15 protein-coding genes and 1 tRNA gene are annotated in these 18,666 nt (G+C 64.4%); 6 read left to right on the top strand and 10 right to left on the bottom strand.

Features of this window, described 5'->3' with window-relative positions:
• Nucleotides 1-107 precede the first annotated feature (107 nt).
• Nucleotides 108-3,599, bottom strand: coding sequence for an efflux RND transporter permease subunit (locus LH365_RS05445; protein ID WP_226745158.1), 3,492 nt, complete (start codon nt 3,597-3,599; stop codon nt 108-110).
• Between the two features lie 2 nt (nt 3,600-3,601).
• Complete coding sequence (locus LH365_RS05440) at nt 3,602-4,744, bottom strand: efflux RND transporter periplasmic adaptor subunit (protein ID WP_226745157.1); 1,143 nt, start codon at nt 4,742-4,744, stop codon at nt 3,602-3,604.
• Nucleotides 4,745-4,830: 86 nt separating this feature from the next.
• Here LH365_RS05440 and LH365_RS05435 point away from each other — a divergent pair, with 86 nt between their 5' ends.
• Nucleotides 4,831-5,514, top strand: a complete 684-nt coding sequence (locus LH365_RS05435; protein WP_226745156.1) for a TetR/AcrR family transcriptional regulator — start codon at nt 4,831-4,833, stop codon at nt 5,512-5,514.
• Between the two features lie 266 nt (nt 5,515-5,780).
• The gene (locus LH365_RS05430) at nt 5,781-6,620 is read left to right on the top strand and encodes a neutral zinc metallopeptidase (protein ID WP_226745155.1); all 840 of its coding nucleotides are present in this window, start codon (nt 5,781-5,783) and stop codon (nt 6,618-6,620) included.
• 3 nt (nt 6,621-6,623) lie between these two features.
• On the opposite strand, the gene LH365_RS05425 is transcribed toward LH365_RS05430, so the two are convergent.
• The gene (locus LH365_RS05425; protein ID WP_226745154.1) at nt 6,624-8,009 is read right to left on the bottom strand and encodes a hypothetical protein; all 1,386 of its coding nucleotides are present in this window, start codon (nt 8,007-8,009) and stop codon (nt 6,624-6,626) included.
• 227 nt (nt 8,010-8,236) lie between these two features.
• Between LH365_RS05425 and LH365_RS05420 the strand changes: the two genes are divergently transcribed.
• The 3 genes from LH365_RS05420 (at nt 8,237) to LH365_RS05410 (ending at nt 10,660) form a co-directional block, all read left to right on the top strand.
• Nucleotides 8,237-9,262, top strand: a complete 1,026-nt coding sequence (locus LH365_RS05420; protein WP_226745153.1) for a DUF2336 domain-containing protein — start codon at nt 8,237-8,239, stop codon at nt 9,260-9,262.
• A 70-nt stretch (nt 9,263-9,332) separates the two neighbouring features.
• Entirely contained in the window at nt 9,333-10,091 is a 759-nt protein-coding gene (locus tag LH365_RS05415; protein ID WP_226745152.1) for an NAD kinase, read from the top strand.
• A gap of 80 nt (nt 10,092-10,171) precedes the next feature.
• Nucleotides 10,172-10,660, top strand: a complete 489-nt coding sequence (locus LH365_RS05410; RefSeq protein WP_226745151.1) for an Hpt domain-containing protein — start codon at nt 10,172-10,174, stop codon at nt 10,658-10,660.
• A gap of 71 nt (nt 10,661-10,731) precedes the next feature.
• Here the strand turns inward: LH365_RS05410 and LH365_RS05405 are convergent, their stop codons facing one another.
• Nucleotides 10,732-11,889, bottom strand: coding sequence for a DUF2336 domain-containing protein (locus tag LH365_RS05405; protein ID WP_226745150.1), 1,158 nt, complete (start codon nt 11,887-11,889; stop codon nt 10,732-10,734).
• 193 nt (nt 11,890-12,082) lie between these two features.
• Between LH365_RS05405 and LH365_RS05400 the strand changes: the two genes are divergently transcribed.
• Nucleotides 12,083-13,849 (top strand): HAMP domain-containing sensor histidine kinase, encoded by a 1,767-nt coding sequence (locus LH365_RS05400; RefSeq protein ID WP_226745149.1) that lies wholly within the window; start codon nt 12,083-12,085, stop codon nt 13,847-13,849.
• Nucleotides 13,850-14,088: 239 nt separating this feature from the next.
• On the opposite strand, the gene LH365_RS05395 is transcribed toward LH365_RS05400, so the two are convergent.
• The 6 genes from LH365_RS05395 to LH365_RS05370 all read right to left on the bottom strand — a co-directional run bounded on the left by LH365_RS05395 (nt 14,089) and on the right by LH365_RS05370 (nt 18,476).
• Entirely contained in the window at nt 14,089-14,955 is an 867-nt protein-coding gene (locus tag LH365_RS05395) for a transglycosylase SLT domain-containing protein (protein WP_226745148.1), read from the bottom strand.
• Between the two features lie 119 nt (nt 14,956-15,074).
• A complete protein-coding gene (locus LH365_RS05390; RefSeq protein ID WP_226745147.1) occupies nt 15,075-16,160 on the bottom strand; it encodes an FAD-binding oxidoreductase in 1,086 nt (361 codons plus the stop codon).
• Between the two features lie 139 nt (nt 16,161-16,299).
• Nucleotides 16,300-16,375 (bottom strand) — tRNA-His (locus LH365_RS05385).
• Nucleotides 16,376-16,471: 96 nt separating this feature from the next.
• The gene (locus tag LH365_RS05380) at nt 16,472-16,822 is read right to left on the bottom strand and encodes an energy transducer TonB (protein WP_226745146.1); all 351 of its coding nucleotides are present in this window, start codon (nt 16,820-16,822) and stop codon (nt 16,472-16,474) included.
• Nucleotides 16,823-16,842: 20 nt separating this feature from the next.
• Nucleotides 16,843-17,613, bottom strand: a complete 771-nt coding sequence (locus LH365_RS05375) for a M48 family metallopeptidase (RefSeq protein WP_226745145.1) — start codon at nt 17,611-17,613, stop codon at nt 16,843-16,845.
• A 146-nt stretch (nt 17,614-17,759) separates the two neighbouring features.
• Nucleotides 17,760-18,476, bottom strand: coding sequence for an energy transducer TonB (locus LH365_RS05370; RefSeq protein WP_226745144.1), 717 nt, complete (start codon nt 18,474-18,476; stop codon nt 17,760-17,762).
• Nucleotides 18,477-18,666: the final 190 nt, after the last annotated feature.

Raw genomic sequence — 18,666 nt, 5'->3', positions numbered from 1 at the left:
AGTCCGCTGAAACCCCACAAAGACACCCCACCACCACATCTCACCTGCCTATCGGCAATCTCGTGCGGTCCGCCTCCCCGACATAGCCGGGGAGGTACAGAAGGGCACTACTCCAAGATCCTCTGCGGTTCCTCTTCCTTCTCCGGACGGAAGAACCGGTTGGTATGCCGCCCCAGGAATTTGGCGAAGTCGTCCACCAGCGTATAGGCCACCGGCACGAACAGCAGCGACAGCAGGGTCGAGGTGATAATCCCGCCGATCACCGCAATGGCCATCGGCTGACGGAAGGCGACGTCCGCCCCCCAGCCCACGGCGATGGGCAGCATCCCCGCCCCCATGGCCACGGTGGTCATGATGATCGGCCGCGCCCGTTTATGGGCGGCGTCCATCAGGGCCTCGTGCCGCGACTTGCCATCCTTGATAGCTTCCAGCGCGTATTCGACCAAAAGGATCGAGTTTTTCGCCGCAATGCCCATCAGCATGATGAGGCCGATCAACGCCGGCATGGACAGCGAACTGCCCGACACCAGCAGCAGGAAGAAGGCCCCGCCGAAGCTGAGCGGCAACGCCGTCAGGATGGTGATGGGGATGGTGAAGCTGCGGAACAGCAGCACCAGCACCACGTACATCAGCATGACGCCGGTGACGATGGCCATGCCGAAGCCCGCGCCCATTTCCGCCTGCGCCTCCTGTTCGCCGGTGACCAGTTCCTGGGTTCCGACGGGCAGGTTCTTCATAATCGGCAGGTTGCGCACGGCGGCCTGCGCCACGCCACCCGGCACGCCGACGGGCAGGTCGCCCTTCACCGTGGCACTGCGTGAGCGGTCGATACGGGTGATCTGGATCGGGCCGGAACCGAAGTGGATATCGGCCACGGACGACAGCGGCACCGCGGTCCCGGTATTGGTCGGCACCTTGAGGTCGGCCAGGTTGCCGAGATCGGTCCGGGCCTCGGTATCGAGCAGGACGCGGATCGGGATTTGCCGGTCGCCGACATTGTACTTGGCGAGGATCTGGTCGAAATCGCCGACTGTCGCCACGCGTGCCGCCTGCGAAATCGCCTGAGCCGAGACGCCCAGCAGCGCCGCCTGATCGGCCTTGGGCGTCACGATGACTTCGGGACGCGCAAGGTTCGAGGCCGATGAGACGTTCTGAAGCTCCTTCAGGCCGCGCATCTGACGCTCAAGCTCGCGCGAGGCGCGCTCCAGGTCTTCGGGATTGTCCGACACGAGGGTGAAGCTGACCGCCCCGCCCCCGCCGCCTTCAGTGCCGAAGGAGGTGCGCACGCCGGGATAGCGCTTGGCCGCAGCGTTGAAGTCGGCCTCGAACTCCTGTTGCGTCAGCTTGCGATCGTGACGGGGGACAAGGTTGACGATGATGGTGGCGTCGCGAAGGTCGATCCACGCGAAGGTGCTGCGCACTTCGGGGCGTTTCTTCAAATCCTCCATCAGCGAATCGACGACGGCGTCGGTCTCGTCGAGGCGCGAACCGGGCGGCAGTTCGATCTTGAGGAAGGAGCGGCCGACATCGCCCACGGGGATGAACTCGCCCGGCAGCTTGGTGGCGACGAACATCGACAGGACGAAGAAGCCGATTCCGAGGCCCAGCACACCCCAGCGCATGGTCAGGGCTTCGCCGCCGTGCTTGCGGAACAGGCGCCACACGCCGAAGGCCAGCAGGGCGAAGATGGCAAAGCCGATGGCCGCGCCGATATAGGCCCCGGTTTTCGACGCTTCGGCGGCGACCGGCGGGGCATTGGGCGGCGGAGGCATGAAGGGCCCGGCGGCGTTCATCACCGCCAGCAGGATCAGACCCAGCATCAGCCCCAGCAACGGCCAGCGCGCGCGGACGGGATTACTGCCGCTGAGCAGACCCAGAAACACCCCGGCCCCGATCAGCGCAATCCCGACCCCCAGGGTGATCAGGCCCTTGCCCTGCATCAGCAGTTCCGCGCCGCCGGCGACGGCCAGCACCAGGCCGACGCCCAGACCGAGCGTCAGGAAGACGCCGCGCCAACTCAGCGGCGCGTGCAGACCCCATTCGAGGATTTTCAGATAGTCCTTCATCCAGAAGGGGTCGCCGTGCACCTTGCCCTTCTGGGCGCGCATGATGTACGCGCCCATCAGCGGGGTCAGGGTCCGCGCCACGACCAGCGAGAAGAAGACCGAGACGCAGGCGGCCAGTGCGAAGCTTTTGAAGAACTGCCCCACTATGCCCGGCATGAAGCCCACCGGCGCAAAGACGGCGATGATGGTGGCGGTCGTTGCGACCACTGCCAGACCGATCTCGTCGGCGGCTTCGATAGCGGCCTCGTAAGGTTTTTTGCCGTCGCGTATGTGTCTGACGATGTTTTCGATTTCCACGATGGCGTCGTCGACCAGAATGCCGATGGTCAGCGACAGGGCCAGCAACGACACCACGTTGAACGAGTCGTTCATGATCCACATGACGAAGAAGGTCGGCAGCAGCGACATCGGCATGGCCATGGCCGAAACGAAGGTCGCCCGCAGGTCCCTGAGGAACAGCCACACCACGAAAACGGCCAGCGCCGCCCCGATCAGCAGGGTCTCCATCGAGGCGAGGAAGCTCTCATTGACCGCGTCCACCGACGAGGTCACTTCCTTGATCACGACGTTAGGATGGGTCTTGGCGACCTCGGCCATCGTCTTGCGCACGGCTTCGGCGACGTCGACTTCCGACGAGCCGATGGAGCGGAAGACGCCGAAGCCCACCACTTCGTTGCCGTCGAAGCGGGCGCGCGAGCGCGGCTCGGCCCAGGTGTCGATGACCTGCCCCAGATCGCCCAGGCGCACCGAACCGCCGCTTTGCAGGTTGATGCGGGTCTCGCGCAGGGCGTCCACCGACGGCGCGTTGCCCAGCGTGCGGATCGACTGTTCCGAGCCGCCGACCTCAAGCCGCCCGCCGGGCAGATTGACATTGATGGCGCGCAACTGGTTCGACACTTCGGCAGCGGTGATCCCCTGCCCGGCCAGCAGCGCCGGGTTGAGCTGGATGCGGATTTCACGGTCGGCCCCGCCATAGCGGTCGACCTTGGCCACGCCCTTGTTGGCGAGGATCTTCTTCTCGATTTCGTTATCGACGAACCACGAGAGCTGCTCCGGATTCATGCCGTCGCCGCGGATGATGTAGTTGATCAGCGCCTCGCCTGAGGCTTCCTCGCGCTGGATGATCGGGTCCTCAACGTCGGCGGGCAGGTCCGAACGGATCTGCGCCACGGCGTTGCGCACGTCGTTGGTCGCCTTTTCGAGATTGACCCCCAACTGGAATTCGATGGCGGTCGTCGACACCCCGTCATTGACGTAGGAGGTGATGTGCTTGACCGAGCCGATACCGGACACCGCATCTTCGACGCGGCGCGTGACCTGGGTTTCCAGTTCCGCCGGGGCGGCCCCCGACTGGATATAGGTGGCGGTGACCACCGGCAGGTCGATGTCGGGGAAGTTGTTGATGCGCAGGGCGCTATAGGCCTGAATCCCCACGATCGTCATGACGATGAAGAACAGGATGGTCGGAATCGGGTTGCGGATCGACCACGAAGAAATGGTCGCGCGCGTCGGCGTGGCGGGTGGCTGGCTCATGGCTATTGCTTCCCGCCAGCGGCCTTGCCGATACGCACCGTGTCGCCATCGACCAGGAAGCCCGCGCCGGAGGTGACGACCTTTTCGCCCGGGGTCACGCCCTGCGCCACGACGATGTTCTGACCGACCAGCGCGCCGGTCGTCAGCTTGCGCGCCGTCACCTTGTTATTGGCGCCCAGCACGAAGGCCACCGGCTGGTTCTGCTGATAGACGACGGCCTTTTGCGGAATGGTCACGACGTTCTGGTCGCCGACGGTGATCGAGGCGCGGGCGAACTGCCCCGGCTTGAAGCCGGCATTGGCGGGGATGCTGATGCGCGCATAGCCCAGCCGCGTCTGCTGATCGACCACCGGCGTGACCACGCGGACCGTGCCGGTGACGCTCTGACCCGTCTCACCGGTCACCGTGGCGCTCATCCCGGCCTTGACCGCGCTCAGTTCGGTCTCGACCACTTCCATGTTCATTTCGATGCGGTTGTCGCGCACGATGCGGAAAAGCTCGGTGCCCGCCCCGACGATCTGACCCGCCACGGCGGTGCGCGAGGTGATCAGGCCGGACACCGGCGCGCGCACCACGGTCTGGCTCAGTTGCGTCTGGGCCTGCGCCGCCGTGGCTTCGGCGGTAGCGACCTGAGCCTGCGCCGTCTTGAAAGACGCCTCCCGCTGATCCAGCGCCGCCTGCGAGGCATAGCCCTTGTCGAACAGTTCCTTATAGCGTTGATAAGCGCGCTGAGCCTCGACGGCCTGCGCCCTGGCGCTCTGGATGCCCGCCTGCGCCTGCTGGAGCTGGGCGCGCAGCACGGCGTCGTTCATCTTCAGAAGCGGCTGGCCCTGCTGCACGTACTGGCCTTCGTCGGCCAGCACGGCGGTCGCCGTCAGACCGCCGACCTCGGCCCCGATGGGCGCTTCCTGCCACGCCCCGACCGTGCCGGAGCCCGACACCACCAGAGGCGCGACGCTTTCACCGGCCGCCGCCGCCTCGACCAGAGCGCCTTGGGCGGGGGCCTTGTCGTCCGTCTCCGCCTTCTGCCCGCCGGAGCAGGCGGCCAAAGACGCGGAAAGCGCCACAAAGCCCGTCATGACCACAAGAGAAGCCGAACGTTTGAAACCCGTGAAAATATAAGGAGCAACGAAAACGGAGCGCATGAGCGGAATCCTGAAGACTTGAAATCTGTAAAGGCTTATCGTTTCATTGACCCATCAGTCAACGAACCGTGTATTAAAAATAAGCAATGCCACCAAAACCCCACACCGCGCCAACTGATCCTGAACACGCCTGCGGCCTGAAAGCCGTCGCCAAGCGGCTGGGCATACGCGAACGCGCCAAGGCGCTGCGACCGGGCCAGATACTGGAGGCGGCGCGCGACGAATTCTGTCAGCGGGGATTTTCGGCGACGCGGCTGGAGGACATCGCCAAACGCGCCGGCATCTCCAAGGCGCTGATCTACGTCTATTATCCGACCAAGACCGATCTGTTTATTGCTGTCGCCCGCCATGTCACCGACCCCATCAAAGGCGCAGGCTTCGTGCTCGACCCTGATCGCGCCGCCGAAGCGCAGTTGCGCCATGAGCACGAGCAGTTCTACGCCAACCTGCTTCAGGATGAACATACGCTCGGCATTCTCAGACTGATCATTTCCGAAAGCCACCGCGTGCCGGAAATCGGTCAATTTTATGCGCTTGAGCTGATCGGCGGCGAAATTGAAGGGCTGCGCGCCCTCATCCGTCATGGCATCGAGCGCGGGGAATTCGCCCCCGACGCCCTGGCGCGGCTGGCCGGCATCGAGGACATCGTCATTGCGCCCGGCATCATGATCATGCTGACCCAGATCATCGGCGGCAGCACCCCTTACGACCTGAAAAAATGGTCACAAGCGCACTGGGACATGGTGATGGCGCTTCTGAAGGCGGGATGAGCAGGCTCTAGATCATTATGTTTTCCTATGGAAACATGAGGATCTGGATTTTGTTTACGCCCTCGCCGGGCGGTGGCTCCGCCACCTTGGCCCCCGCCGCAATGGCGGCTTGAGCGGATTGATTCCATCAGAAATCATTCCGCTCTAATTTTGAGTAATCGCGCAATTTTTTCCGAAAAGTGGTGCCCACCTTGTCGGATTGCGCTCGCCTATTGTCTCCTTGCAAAAGCTGCGTAAACTTGGCGGCCTACTCAGGAGGGACGCACATGGTCGATTGGGAAGGCGGACGCCGCGGCGGGGTCGAGGACCGCAGAGGGCTTGGCGGCGGGGCGCTGATCGGCGGCGGCGGCATCGGCGCGGTGGTCATCGCGCTGGTCGGCTACTTCGTCTTCGGCATCGACCCTCAGGTCCTGCTCAGCCAGACCTCTCAGGTGTCCGGCGCGGCCTCCGGACCCGTGGCCGCCGGCGCCTGCCCCGAAGGCGACAAGGCCTGCGACTTCGCCGACGTGATGCACACCTCGGCCAACGACGTGTGGGCCTCGGCCATTCAGGGCTATGAGCCCTCGACTATCGTTCTCTACACGCAGGGCACGCAGACGGGCTGCGGCATGGGGCAATCGGCCATGGGGCCCTTCTATTGCCCGGCGGATCGTCGCGTCTATCTCGACCTCGACTTCGCGCGCACGCTGGAACAGCAACTGGGCGCATCGGGCGACTTCGCGCTGGCCTACGTCATCGGCCACGAGGTCGGCCACCACGTGCAGAACCTCACCGGCGTGTCGGGCGAAGTGCATCAGGCCCAGCAGCGCCTGAGCGAATCCGGCTCCAACGCCCTGTCGGTCAAGCTGGAGCTACAGGCCGACTGCTATGCCGGCGTGTGGGCCAGGCGTTCGGACACCCAGTATCACTGGTTGCAGACGGGCGATCTGGAAGAAGCCATCAATGCCGCTTCGGCGGTCGGCGACGATACGCTGCAAAAGCGCGGCGGCGGTTCGGTCGTGCCGGATTCCTTCACGCACGGCACCTCGAAGGAACGGATGTTCTGGTTCAACACCGGCTATGCCGCCGGCGATCCGAATGCCTGCGACACGTTTTCGAAGGCTTGAGGCCTATTCCGGACGTTCCAGCGCATTGAGCGCCGCACGGCCCTCGGCGCTGCTGACCAGCCCTTCGGCGACGCTTTTGGCCGTGGCCGTCGCGTTGCGCGGCGACATCATCGCCGCCGCCTTCATCGAGGCATGGGTGATGCCGGCCAGACGCGCCACGGCCATCTGACGATAGCTGTCGAAGCCCTGGATCATGCACGCCCCGGCGGCCTGCTTGGCGGCGGTCGCCAGTTGCGCCAGATGCTCGCTCAGGGCGTCCTCATCGCGCTTGACGCCGTCATATTCGATGCACACACCCGACAGACCGCACTTCGACAGGGCAGAGATGGCCTTGCGGTCCGAAGACACATGACCGACCACGGTCATGCAGAAAGGCTTGATCAGAGAAACGATTTCCAGCACGCGGTGCGGCGGCACGCCGTCCAGTCCGCGCACTTCGAACAGCACCTTCAACCCCATTTCGGTCGCGGCCTTGGCCACTTCGTGGGTGATCTTCTGCCGCGCGCGCTGCGAGGCGAAGGTTGAGAACGCGGCCGGCACGACCATCAGCATCTTGCGCTGATCGGCTTCGCGCAGACGCAGGAGTTTCAGTCCCTGCTCGACATTGGTGATGTCGACCTGCTCGCGCAGACCCCAGTCCATATTGGCCATGGCCTTGCGATCGAGCAGCGTATTATCCGCCGCCTCGATGACGAGAGATTCGAGCCGATGCCCGATCATCACCATCTTCTTCATCTCGAACAGGGGTTCATTCGATGAGGCGATGCGCAGGGTGCGGTTCGCCAGCGTCACCGTGGCGGCCACCATCATCGGGCGCTGCATATTGGTCATCTGCGGCCCCGCGCCGGGATCGCGCACGGCTTCGCCTGTGGTTTCGCCGGTGATCGGCTTGAGGCGTTCGGGCGCGGTTTCAGGCCGGTCGAACCACGTCTTCAGATCGATGGGGCTGAGCAGGAAACGGTCGACATCCTCGACCTGCACCTCGTAGATCGGCACGGGGAGTTCGGACACGTCGCCGACGAAGAAATTACCGAGTTCGCGCCACATCTCGGTCACCGCCAGCGCGCCGCGCCGCGATCCGACCGTCGGAATAATGGCCAGCCAGGCGTCGTCATTGATGCGCAGGCACCAGTTCGGCTCCTGAAAACGGCGCTCGAAACCGGTCTTGAGATGTTCGAAGACGAGTTCGCTCTTAAGGTCCCATTTCGAACCCAGACGCACGATCAGCGCGTCGAGCTTGAGCAGGAAGGCGTGCCCTTCGGCGCCGGCATGGGTTTCGCGCAGGCGCTCGATGATCGTCACCGCGTCTTCGCGTTCCAGCACCAGCCGCTCGGGCTCCGCCGTACCGCCTGTCTTTTCCTGTCCTTTGGGAAGGATATCTTGGGACATGCCGGATGCCAGCCCTATAGTTGCCACACCATCCCACTCACCCTAGGGACGCACAGTTGAAACAACATTAACGAGCGCGTCAAAATTATACATCTACAGGCTTGAACATACACACGGCCACCACAGATTATGGTTAAGCAAGTCTTCACCCTAAAGGCCAACACTAGGCCGGTATTCCGAGTCGTTTCCGAGGGTCCGCCATTTCCGCCGCCGCATCCATCGCGCCCGTGACTGACCGCGCCACCGCCGAGGTGAGCGCGCGGAGCGGTGCGCCTGATGTTTTGGATGATGCCAGCCGCCTCAGCCCAGTCACGCTTAGTCCAATCACGCAGGTCCGCACGCTTCTGCACCTGATGCAGTTGAACGCCGTGGCGCAGCGTCAGGCCGGTGGCGACGTCAGCGAACCCCCTTCCCCGCTGAACGAACGGCTGGCCGAGCTGATCCGCGGCCTGCCGTCCGATGCCGCCCAGCCGATCCTCGATGAACTGGCTCGCGCCGACTGGGCCGAACCCGGCCTGATCGCCGCCCTGTGCCGCCTGCCCCTGCCCGCTTCAGCCGCGTTGCTGCACTCACCGGCCTTGCGCGACGCCGACCTTCTGACCCTGATCGGCGTCGATGAAGATAAGGCCCGCCTGATCGCCGCCCGCCCGCATCTGAGTCCCGAACTCATCGACGCCCTGCTGAACACCGCCGCCGCGACGGTCGCCATCGCCGTGCTCAATAACCGGCACCTGCGCCTCAGCGAGACGCAGTTCGAGACTCTGGCCGACCGCGCCCGTGCCGACATCGCTCTGCGCGCCGTGCTGACGCGGCATCCGCAACTGACGCGCGACGCGGCGTCCCAACTGCTCGATGTGGTCGGGCCGCACCTGCGCGAGACGCTTCTGGCGCGCTTCGACGGCCTGTATGCCCGGCAATTCCGTGCGCCCCAGCCGGCCGACGGGGCGCAGACCCTCCACCGCCTGCAACAGGGCGACTTCCGCGCCTTCCGTCAGGGCCTGTCGCGCCTGACCGGATTGCCGCTGCCGGTCGTCGATACCGCCCTGCATCAGGACTCCGCCGTGCCGCTCGTCCTGCTGCTGACCGCCGCCGGCATCGACCGCGCCACCTTCCCGAACATTCTGGCTCAGGTTCAAACCCTGAACAGCGGTCACCCGCGCATCAACGCACGTCATCTGGCCTTCGTACGCGGCCTGTTCGACCTCGATGCCTCGGAGGCGCGACAAAGGCTCATGGCCATCTATTCTCGCTGATTGGTTTTACGCCTTAAGTGCGCTAAGACCGGTAACCCGCTGTTCAGCCCCCCTCTTACTTCCTGACCTCATGTCCCTGAAACTCGCCTTCACCGCCTCCGAACGCCCCGAAGCTCAGGCCGCCTGCGCGGTGCTCCGGAAGCGGTATGGCGAAGCGAACGACCCGGACGTGATGGTGGCGCTGGGCGGCGACGGCTGGCTGCTGGAATGCGTCCACGCCCATTTTCGCGACGAACTGCCTATTTTCGGCATGAATATGGGCTCGATCGGCTTCCTGCTGAACGAATATCGCGAGACCGATCTGATAGCGCGCATCGAAAGCGCCGAACACACCCGTATCAGCCCGCTGCGCATGACCGCCACCAACGGCCGCGGCGAGGTGCACGAGGCCTTGGCCTTCAACGAGGTATCGCTGCTGCGCCAGACGCATCAAAGCGCCAAGCTGCGCATCCTGATCGACGGCAAGGAACGGCTGGAAGAACTGATCTGCGACGGCGCGCTGGTCGCCACGCCGGCCGGGTCGACCGCCTATAATCTGTCGGCCCACGGCCCGATCGTGCCGCTGGACGCGCAGGCGCTGGCCCTGACGCCGATCAGCGCCTTCCGCCCCCGCCGCTGGCGCGGCGCGCTGCTGCCGCATTCGGCCAGGGTGCGCTTCGAGGTGCTGGAGTGCGACAAGCGCCCGGTGGCGGCATCGGCCGACACGTTCGAAGTGCGCCATATCCGCGAAGTCGAGATCGTCGAGGTCCCCGAACTGTCGGCGACCATCCTCTTCGACGCCGGCAACGGCTATGACGAGCGCGTGCTGACCGAGCAGTTTTCGAGCTGATCCCTTTCAGTCTCCTATTAGGGCTTCCTAAAGGGGTTTGGGGTATGGTTGACGAAACAGCCCCACGGAATAACCACGTCATGTCCGAAAAAGCCCAGGTCATCCAGATCCCCAACACGCTGCGCGCCAAGGTGGGCGGCAAGATGGGGGCGCTTGATCCGGCCACCCTCGCCAAGGCGGAGGAAGCCCTGTCGTCGCTTTCCGGTCAGTTCGACAACTGGCTGGACGAGGAAGTGACCAAGCTGGAAAAGGCGCAGGAAACCATCCGCAACGACGGCCTGACCGAAAAGAACGCCGAAGCGCTCTATTTCCGCTGCCACGACCTCAAGGGCCTGGGCACGACCTACGGCTATCCGCTGATCACCCGCGTCGCGGGCTCGGTGTGCAAGATGCTGGACGACGAAGTCATCCGTATGCAGTCGCCGCGTGTGCTGCTCGACGCCCATGTCGACGCCATCCGCGCCATCGTGCGTGGCAAGATCAAGGATGAAAACCATCCCGTCGGCATCGCTCTGGCCGAAACGCTGGAAGCCCGTGTGAAGGAACATATGGATAAGCTGAAGGCCTAAGCAGGCGGCTGTCCTCCGACGAAAAAAAGCCCGCCGTTTTACGGCGGGCTTTCTGTTGTCCTGTCGCCTGATCAGGCCGCCTGCAAATCGCTGGACTTCGGCGCGCCGCGGCGGCGGCCCTTGGCGTCGCGGTCCAGGCGCTCATAGAGATAGATGAGGTCTTCGCGCGGCGCGAACGGCACCTGGGTCAGGAAGCGCTCGATCATGCGCGCCTGAAAGCGCAGGAGGTCCGGATCGGCGTTTTCGCTGGCCAGCGAATGATAGGTGTCGACCGCGATGCGGAAGGTCTGGAACATGCGCGCCGGCAGGCCGGCCCGGTCATAGACCGCCCGCAGGCCCAGCGCGCCCGCATCGTGCACCATCAGCCAGGTGCGGTCGTGCGGCACGCCCGACAGTTCGGCCAGCGCGTGCTCGAAGAAGACCATGTGGCCGCGCGCCAAGGCCCGCAGCATCAGGGACGGCGTCATGCGGCCGGCGGCGACGAGGTGGCGGGCCAGAGCCGCCGGGTCACGGCTGGCGCCGGTCTGATCGGCGACGTCCAGCGTGGCGCGCTCCTGCGTCGCCTCGGTGATCTGAACCGCTGTTTCCGGCTGGATGGCGTGGCGCGAAACCAGTTGTTCCCTGAGCGACTGGCTGACCATATGAATCAGCTTTTCGCTGATCGACACGGGCAGGTGCGCGCGATTGACCAGCGTATTCTGGATGACTTCGGATTCGCCGAAGCGGTTGAGCACCTCGCCCATGCCGCTGTCGCTGAACTGCGCCTTGTCGTTGGCGCAGGCGATGACGACCGCTTCTTCGACGCCATGTCTGGCCAGCGCCGTGGTGACGGGTTCGGACAGCGTTTCGCGGCGGGCCACGGCGATCTGACGCACCGGACCGCCCGAACGAATGATTTCAGCCAGATCGTCGTCGCTGAAGACCGGCGAATAGCTGAGGACCGGCACGGCCACGGCCTGCACGTCCTGCGCGAGCCGCAGGGCGACATCGTGCGGCAGCAGGCTGGAGGTGCGCAGCGTGACCGACAGCGACTTGCGCACCAGTTCGGCGGCGTCGTCGGCCAGCAGACGGATGATTTCCTGGGCCGCGGCGCGTTCGACCTCGCTCAGTTCGCTGCGCTCCATCAGGCGGCAAACCTTGTGGGTGGCGACGGCGCGATCGTCGGCATTATCACTACGGACCAGTCGTTCGACGTCCATTTCGGAAAGCAGGTTACGCGAAGCGGTCATGGGGCCATCCTGACATATCCATACCCCCGACTCCGGGCGGCATACTTCTGCCCCGATTGTCCGCCTCGGCCCTTAACGAATACTTACCGAAAGGCCTCACAGACCCGCACTCCATATCAAAAGTTAATTTATTTTCGCGTTATGGTCGCGCCACGGTAACGGGACTGCAATCTGTTTGAGCCACCATGACGCCATGTCAGAGCCCAACCCCGCAGACATCGCCCCCACGCACGAGCAGATCGTGCTCGATTACGGCCTGAAGGCACAGGTCCGTCTGCTGCCCTATGCCCTCGCCTTCTTCGCCATCGGCCTGCCCGTCTATATCTGGGGCGCGCACTATTTCATGTCTGCGTTGCAGATCGCGGTGAACCTTGCCCTGTTCGCCTGCGTGTGGGCCGCCTTCTTCTTCCTCAAGCCGTCGCTGAAGGCCGACAGTCAGATCACGCGTCAGTCCCTCAACGTACGCCTGCGCCGGCAATGGCTGTGCGGCGGCCTGTGGGCCCTGAGCCTGCTGGTGGCCTCGCTGAACTCCATCGGCGCGGGCGCGGCGGCGCAGGTCTTCGCCACCATCTGCGCCGGCGCGGCGGTGGGCGTCATCTTCTTCAGCGCGCCGGTCCTGCTGTTCCTGCTGACCCTGGCCCCGCTGGCCATGGCGGGGCCCATTCTGGCGCTCAACCTCACCCACCCGGAAGGGCAATGGACCGGCCTTGTCACCGGCGGCCTGGCCATGGCGCTGGCGCTGGGCCTGATCATGAACCGCCACCTGCAGGAGCATTACCGGCTGGCCTTCGAGCAGTTGCGCACGGCGCAGGAGCGCGAAACCGCCCTGACGGCGCGCGACGCCCTCACCCGCGACCAGATGGCGCTGATGCAGACCCTGTCGCGTGAAGTCGCCACCGGCCTGCGCAGCGTCGAACAGACCCTGATTCAGGGCCTGTCGCACCTCAGCCGCGCCCCGGCCCCGCGCCACTATGTCGATAGCGCACGCAGCGAGATCGAGCACCTGCTGGGGTTGATCACCACCACGCTGGACGACGATGAGGCCCGCTCAGGCCACATGACGCTGGACCTGCGGCCGCTCGACATCGAAGGCCTGATCCGTCACGTCGCCGCCGGGTTTCACGACATGGCCGCGACCAAGGGGCTGGACCTCACCCTGACCCTGCCCGCCCTGCCCGAAACCGGCGCGGCCATCGGCGACGGCCCGCGCGTCGAACAGATCCTGTCGCACCTGCTGGCCAACGCCATCCAGTACACGCCCAAGGGCAAAGTCGAGGTGAAGCTTCTGCCGCCGGCTGAAGGCCGCTTGCGAGTGGAGGTGGTCGATTCCGGCCCCGGCCTCGAAGCCGATGAATTGACCCGCGCCTTCCTGCCGCACGAACGCGTGACGCGCACCTCGGCCGGCTATTCCGGCGCGGGGCTGGGTCTCCACCTGTCGAAACGTCTGGCCGAACTGATGCAGGGCGATGTCGGCGCGCAGAGCACGCCCGATGTCGGCTCGAAATTCTGGATCGACCTGCCCTTCGACGCCGCGGCCCGCGCACCGCGGCCCGTCATCGAACCCGAAGCGCCGGTTCAGGAAGCCGCGCCCGGCCTCAAGGTCATGCTGGTGTCCAACGATTCGCTGCGCTCGGTGCAGTTGCGCGACACGCTGGAAGGCCTCGGCCACCGCTGCCTGACCGCCACCACGCGCCACCGCGCCGTGTCTCTGGCCGCCAAGGGCGAGATCGACGCCGTGCTGATCGCCACCGGGGCGTTCGAGGATCTGGACAACGACGCCAACCGCCAGAAGGTCGCCGAATGGCTGGAGCGTCTGCGCTCGACTCAGGAACAGGAAAAGCTCAACATACTGGCCCTGCTGCCCGACGGTCAGCAGGCCGAGCCCCTGAGCGAGCTGGGCGTCAGGCCCCTGTTGATGCCGCAGTCCGAAGACGCCCTGCGCCGCGCCCTCAGCGTCTGAGGTCGTGCGCCTCGCCTTTTCCAAGAGAAAAAGACGCGGGGTCGCAGACCCCGCAGCCCCTGACCGGGTGCACGTAAAAAGGCCGGAGCATAAAACTCCGGCCTTTCATTTTGTCAGTATCGGGGTGTGGGGCTTTTTTTAGTGCGCTACCGCTACGCTGCTTGAGCGCCGGCCCCACGATCTTTAAATCTTAACACTGTTCCAGTACGCAGATGATGGCAAATCGTCCCCGCGCTCCGTTAGCTGAACCAGGAGCTATCGCCCTCTTCGCTCTTTTCCTTCTCCGGCCCGAAGGCCGACATAAGCTGCGTGGCAAACAGCAGGCTCTGATCACCCGTGCCGCTGCCGAAGGCAATATTAAGCAGTTGCGCGTCCGCCTGCACGCGCTGCAATCGTGCCAGCAGAAAACCGTCGCGCCCCTGCTCCATCAGGTCGCCGCCCTCGGTTTCTTCGGGCAGGTTCATCTCCACGGCCCCACCGGCCTTGGAATTGAGGTTGGCCATCAGTTGCGCCGCGCTGACCGGTGCGCCGTTGCGGTAGAAGATCGAGCGGTTGGCCCCGGCCGCCGCCGGAAACAGCGACGCTGCCGAGGCGCCGGGCCGGCGTTCGACGGTTTCGATCAGGTTGGCCGCCCCCGCAGGCCCCAGAAAGTGCGCGGCGTACAGTTCGCCCGCCGTCGGATTGCGCCCGGTGCGGCCTTTCAGATAGGCGGCATTGCCCGCCGTCATCTCCGCCGCCATGGCCGCCGCCGCGTCCTGATTATAGCGCAGCCCCAGCACCTGTTTGCGCGCCTGAGCGTCGGTCACGTAGTACTGCCCGTTGCCGCCCTGGCGAATGGCGTCGGCATAGCCGCCATAGCCGTGCTTGTCGCCGTGCTTTTTCACCGTCGCCAGCCAGGTCTGCTCGATGAACTGAAACAGGCCCGCCGCCGATGAGGTCGGGGCTTTGGCGTTCGGGTTGAGCGAACTTTCGCGCTGGGCGGTCTTGAGCAGATAGGTGAAGTCCACACCCGTACGCTGAGCCGCGCGCGTGATGGCGGACAGCACACTCTGCTTGCGCGGCGAAAGGCCGGAAGAGTCGGGAACAGGGGACGCAGGGCCGGACATGTGAACAGCGCATTAACCAATGAATAGGCAAATTTTGCCCGATCACGGTTAACGACTCATGAATCATATCTGGCGCGCAATTGAATCCGAAAACCGGTTCCCAATTTTCGGATTGCGCTTTAACCGAACCGCCCCGGCGCGTAAGCCTCCGCCCCCTCCGGCGGCTCCTGACCGGTCATCAGCGCCGTCAGCACCGAAGCCGCATAGGGACCGAATATCCAGCCGTTGCGGCGCATACCCGTAGCCACATAGACGCCGTTGGCGTCGCGCCCGATCAGCGGCCATTGATCGGGTGCGGCGGCCCGCACTCCGATGCGCGGCGTAACGGCATCCAGTCCGGCTGTGGTCGAAGGTGTGAATTTCCGCGCCTTGTCCTTCAGCGAATCGATCACGCCCGGCTCTACGGCCTCATCGGCCCTGCCTGCCTGCATGGTTGCGCCGAACTTGGTCAGGCCGTCGAGAAACACCCAATAGCCCCAGGGCGAGCGCACCATCCGCCCGGCCAGCGCCGGGTCCGTCGGCCCGTCACGATCGAGCAGATGCCCCTTGATCGGCGTCAGCACCCTGAGCGACGGCACGTCTTCGGCAAAGGCCGCCGCGCCATAGCCGGCGCAGACCGCCACATGCCCGGCCTCCAGCCCCGCACCATCGCTCAGGGTGACACGCCGCGCCTCTACCCTGGCGACCTCAGCGTCTATCCAGCGCCCGCCGCGCGCTTCGAACTGCGCCTTGAAGAAGGCCAGCACCGGAGCCGCCGCCATCAGCCATTCGCCGACGATCTCGATGCCCTGCAACGGCGCGTGCAAGCCCAGCTTGCCCAGATCCTCCTCGGCCATCACCTGCCCCTTGGCGCCCATGGCGGTGAAGCGCGCCATCATGTCGTCCGGCGACGGGCCCGCATCGCCCGACCACACCCAGACGGCGGGCTGCGCCCTTTCGAGGATTTCCGACAGGCCCAGGTCGGCGGCAAAGGCCGGCCAGTGCTTCTGGGCGTCGATATAGCGGGCGTAGGACAGCTCCGGCTGCGGTTCGGTCAGGGCCTCCATGGCCGGGGCGATCATCCCCGCCGACAGGGCCGAGGTCGTGTCTTCGACCTTATCCTTCGCCACCACGGTCACCGCCAGCCCGAAATCAAGCGCGCGCAGGGCGACGCTCAGGCCGGTAATGCCGCCGCCGATGACGATAAGACTGAAGGAAGACACCATGACGCGATTCCAAACCGAACAAGGCCAGATCAAATGAACCGGCCTTATAGCGCGGATTTCGCGCCCGACCAGTCACAAGGTGGCCCTGCGGCCATCCGCCGGAACGCTTAAATCGGATTTTCAGGAGAGATTATCCCGATGGTACCGTCTGCTGGTTTCGAACCAGCTACCTCCAGAGCCACAATCTGGCGCTCTACCAAGTGAGCTAAGACGGCATACCATCGTGAGGGCCGATCCTCTAAACTGCGCAGGCCCGCCGATCAAGGGGTATTTTCACCCCCCGACGCATTAAGCGGTGAAAAAACGGTTCGCTATTTGGTCGTCCATCGGTAGCGAAATTTCTTTTCCTGATCCGGCGCGGAAGCGGTGTTGACGTCCAAAGCACGACCATGTGCCTCGAAACCTTTCACCGTGGCTTCGCCAAAGCCTTGCCCCTCAGGGGTCTCCCTGAGCACACGACAGGTCAAACGACCCTTTTCCGACCACGCACAGCCGATGATAACGTCTGCCCCTAACCCGGCCTTGCGCGCCTCCTTGGGATAGAGGCGCAGCATTTGCGCCGGTTCGGGCGCCTTGAAGCGCGGTTCAGACTTCACGTCCTGCGCCGACGCAACGGTAGTCACCATGATCATGACCGTGGCAATGGATAGACAGGTTTTCATAATTCCCCCCTGGGTGTTGGTTATTTATAGCCCTTCGACCGGATATAGCTTTCCAGTTGGGCGATGCGCGTGTCGTCCGACGGGTGGGTCGACAGGAATTCCGGCGGCTTGCCCTGATTGAGGGCCTGCATATTGCGCCACAGAGCGACGGATTCCGACGCCTTATAACCCGCCTTGACCATGATATCGACGCCGATGCGGTCGGCCTCAAGCTCGTGCTTGCGCGAATAGGGCAGCAACAAACCCAGTTGCGCGCCCATACCGCCGTAGTTGGCGATGACCTGCTGCGTCCGGCCCGAAGTCGCGCCGACCGCCGTTTGCAGCGCGATCTGCGAACCCACCTGCTGCGAATAGCGTTCGGCCGCGTGTTTACCGAGCACGTGCGCGGCTTCGTGGCCCAGCACCGCGGCCAGTTGATCGTCGTTCTTCACCACCTTGAACAGGCCGGTGTTCACGCCGATCTTGTTGCCCGGAATGACGAAAGCATTGGGCTGATCGTCCTGAAACAGCACGTATTCCCATTGGCTGGGATCGTAGCCACCAGCCGCGACGATCTTCGCCCCGACCGTCTTGACGCGGCGGTTCAGCGTGGCGTCAGTCGAGACCTTGGCCGTCTTCATCAGTTCCTGCCACCCCTGAAGCGCCGAAGGCTCCAGATCGGCATTATCGACCAGCAGGAACTGGCTGCGACCCAACGTGTCATTGGTTTCACAGGCCACCAGCGTTCCGGCCGCCGCGAGCACCGCCGCCAGCGACAGAAATTTGGGGTTCAGAAAAGCACTCGGACGCATGGGCCGCTCCCTCGGATTTGTGTCACCGCATAATGGCGGGCCAACCGGGCGCGGTCAATCAAACGTGACCGCTTCGACATAAGGCGGACGTAAAAAAGGCCTCCGGATATCCGGAGGCCTTTTGCGTCCAATAAGGCACGCCCCCTTTATTGAAGCGCAAACCCCATCTTGACGCGCATCACCGCGCCGACTTCGACCGCGCCGTTCGAGGTATCGGCGCGGCCCTTAGCCTCCACCACACGCACGGCAGCGTCTCCGAAGCCATAGCTTTTCGGCGATTCCGACAGAACTTCGCACTTCACACGGCCCTTGGTGTCGCGCACGGTGCAGGCCAGCGTCGTCGTCCCTTCGATTTCGGCATCCATGGCGCGGGCGGGATAGTAGTCCAGCAGAGCCGACGAATCGGGGAAGCGCGACCACACCGCCTTGACATAGGCCGGCGGGGCCACGATTACTGGGCCGGTTTCAGCCACAGGGCCGAGCTGCCCGACAATCGTCGTGATAGGTCCGGTGGCCACAGGCGAGTCCGGCGTCGCCGGGGTGACGGGGATCGTCTCTTCGGCCAGCGGCGTCACGGTGACCGGATCATGGATGCGGATCGGCGTGGTGGCCGGCTTTTGTTCCTGAACGACCGGGTCCGGCTTCTTGCGCTCCAAGGTGATAATGGGCGTTTCCATAATGATCTCGCCGTCCGGCGTTTGCGCCATCTTCACCTCGAACCGCTCATGGATGATGTAGGCGGCCAGTCCGACATGCACCAGCGTCGCCACGGCGACACCGGCGATCACAGGCGGCGTCAGACGTTTTTGCGGCGTGGTGTTAAACAGCGGGTTGCGGGTCGGCGGGATAAGGGTGGAAGCCATCCTGTAGGTCCTTTCCTCTGTACTTCCGGCGGTCCTGTCCGGAAAAACGGACCGTCCGGGCGCCACCGGTGTTGCGGGCCGGCGGCTTGGGTTCTAGGTCACAATCTGAATCGACTGCCGATGCTTCGCGGGCCCCCTCGCCCGAAAACGCTCATCGACGGAAAGGATGCTCTTGCTCTACTTAGTCACC

Source organism: Asticcacaulis sp. AND118 (genome assembly GCF_020535245.1).
Lineage (GTDB): Bacteria > Pseudomonadota > Alphaproteobacteria > Caulobacterales > Caulobacteraceae > Asticcacaulis.
The sequence above is the reverse complement of the archived record's forward strand: the minus strand, read 5'-3'. Positions and strand labels throughout refer to the sequence as shown.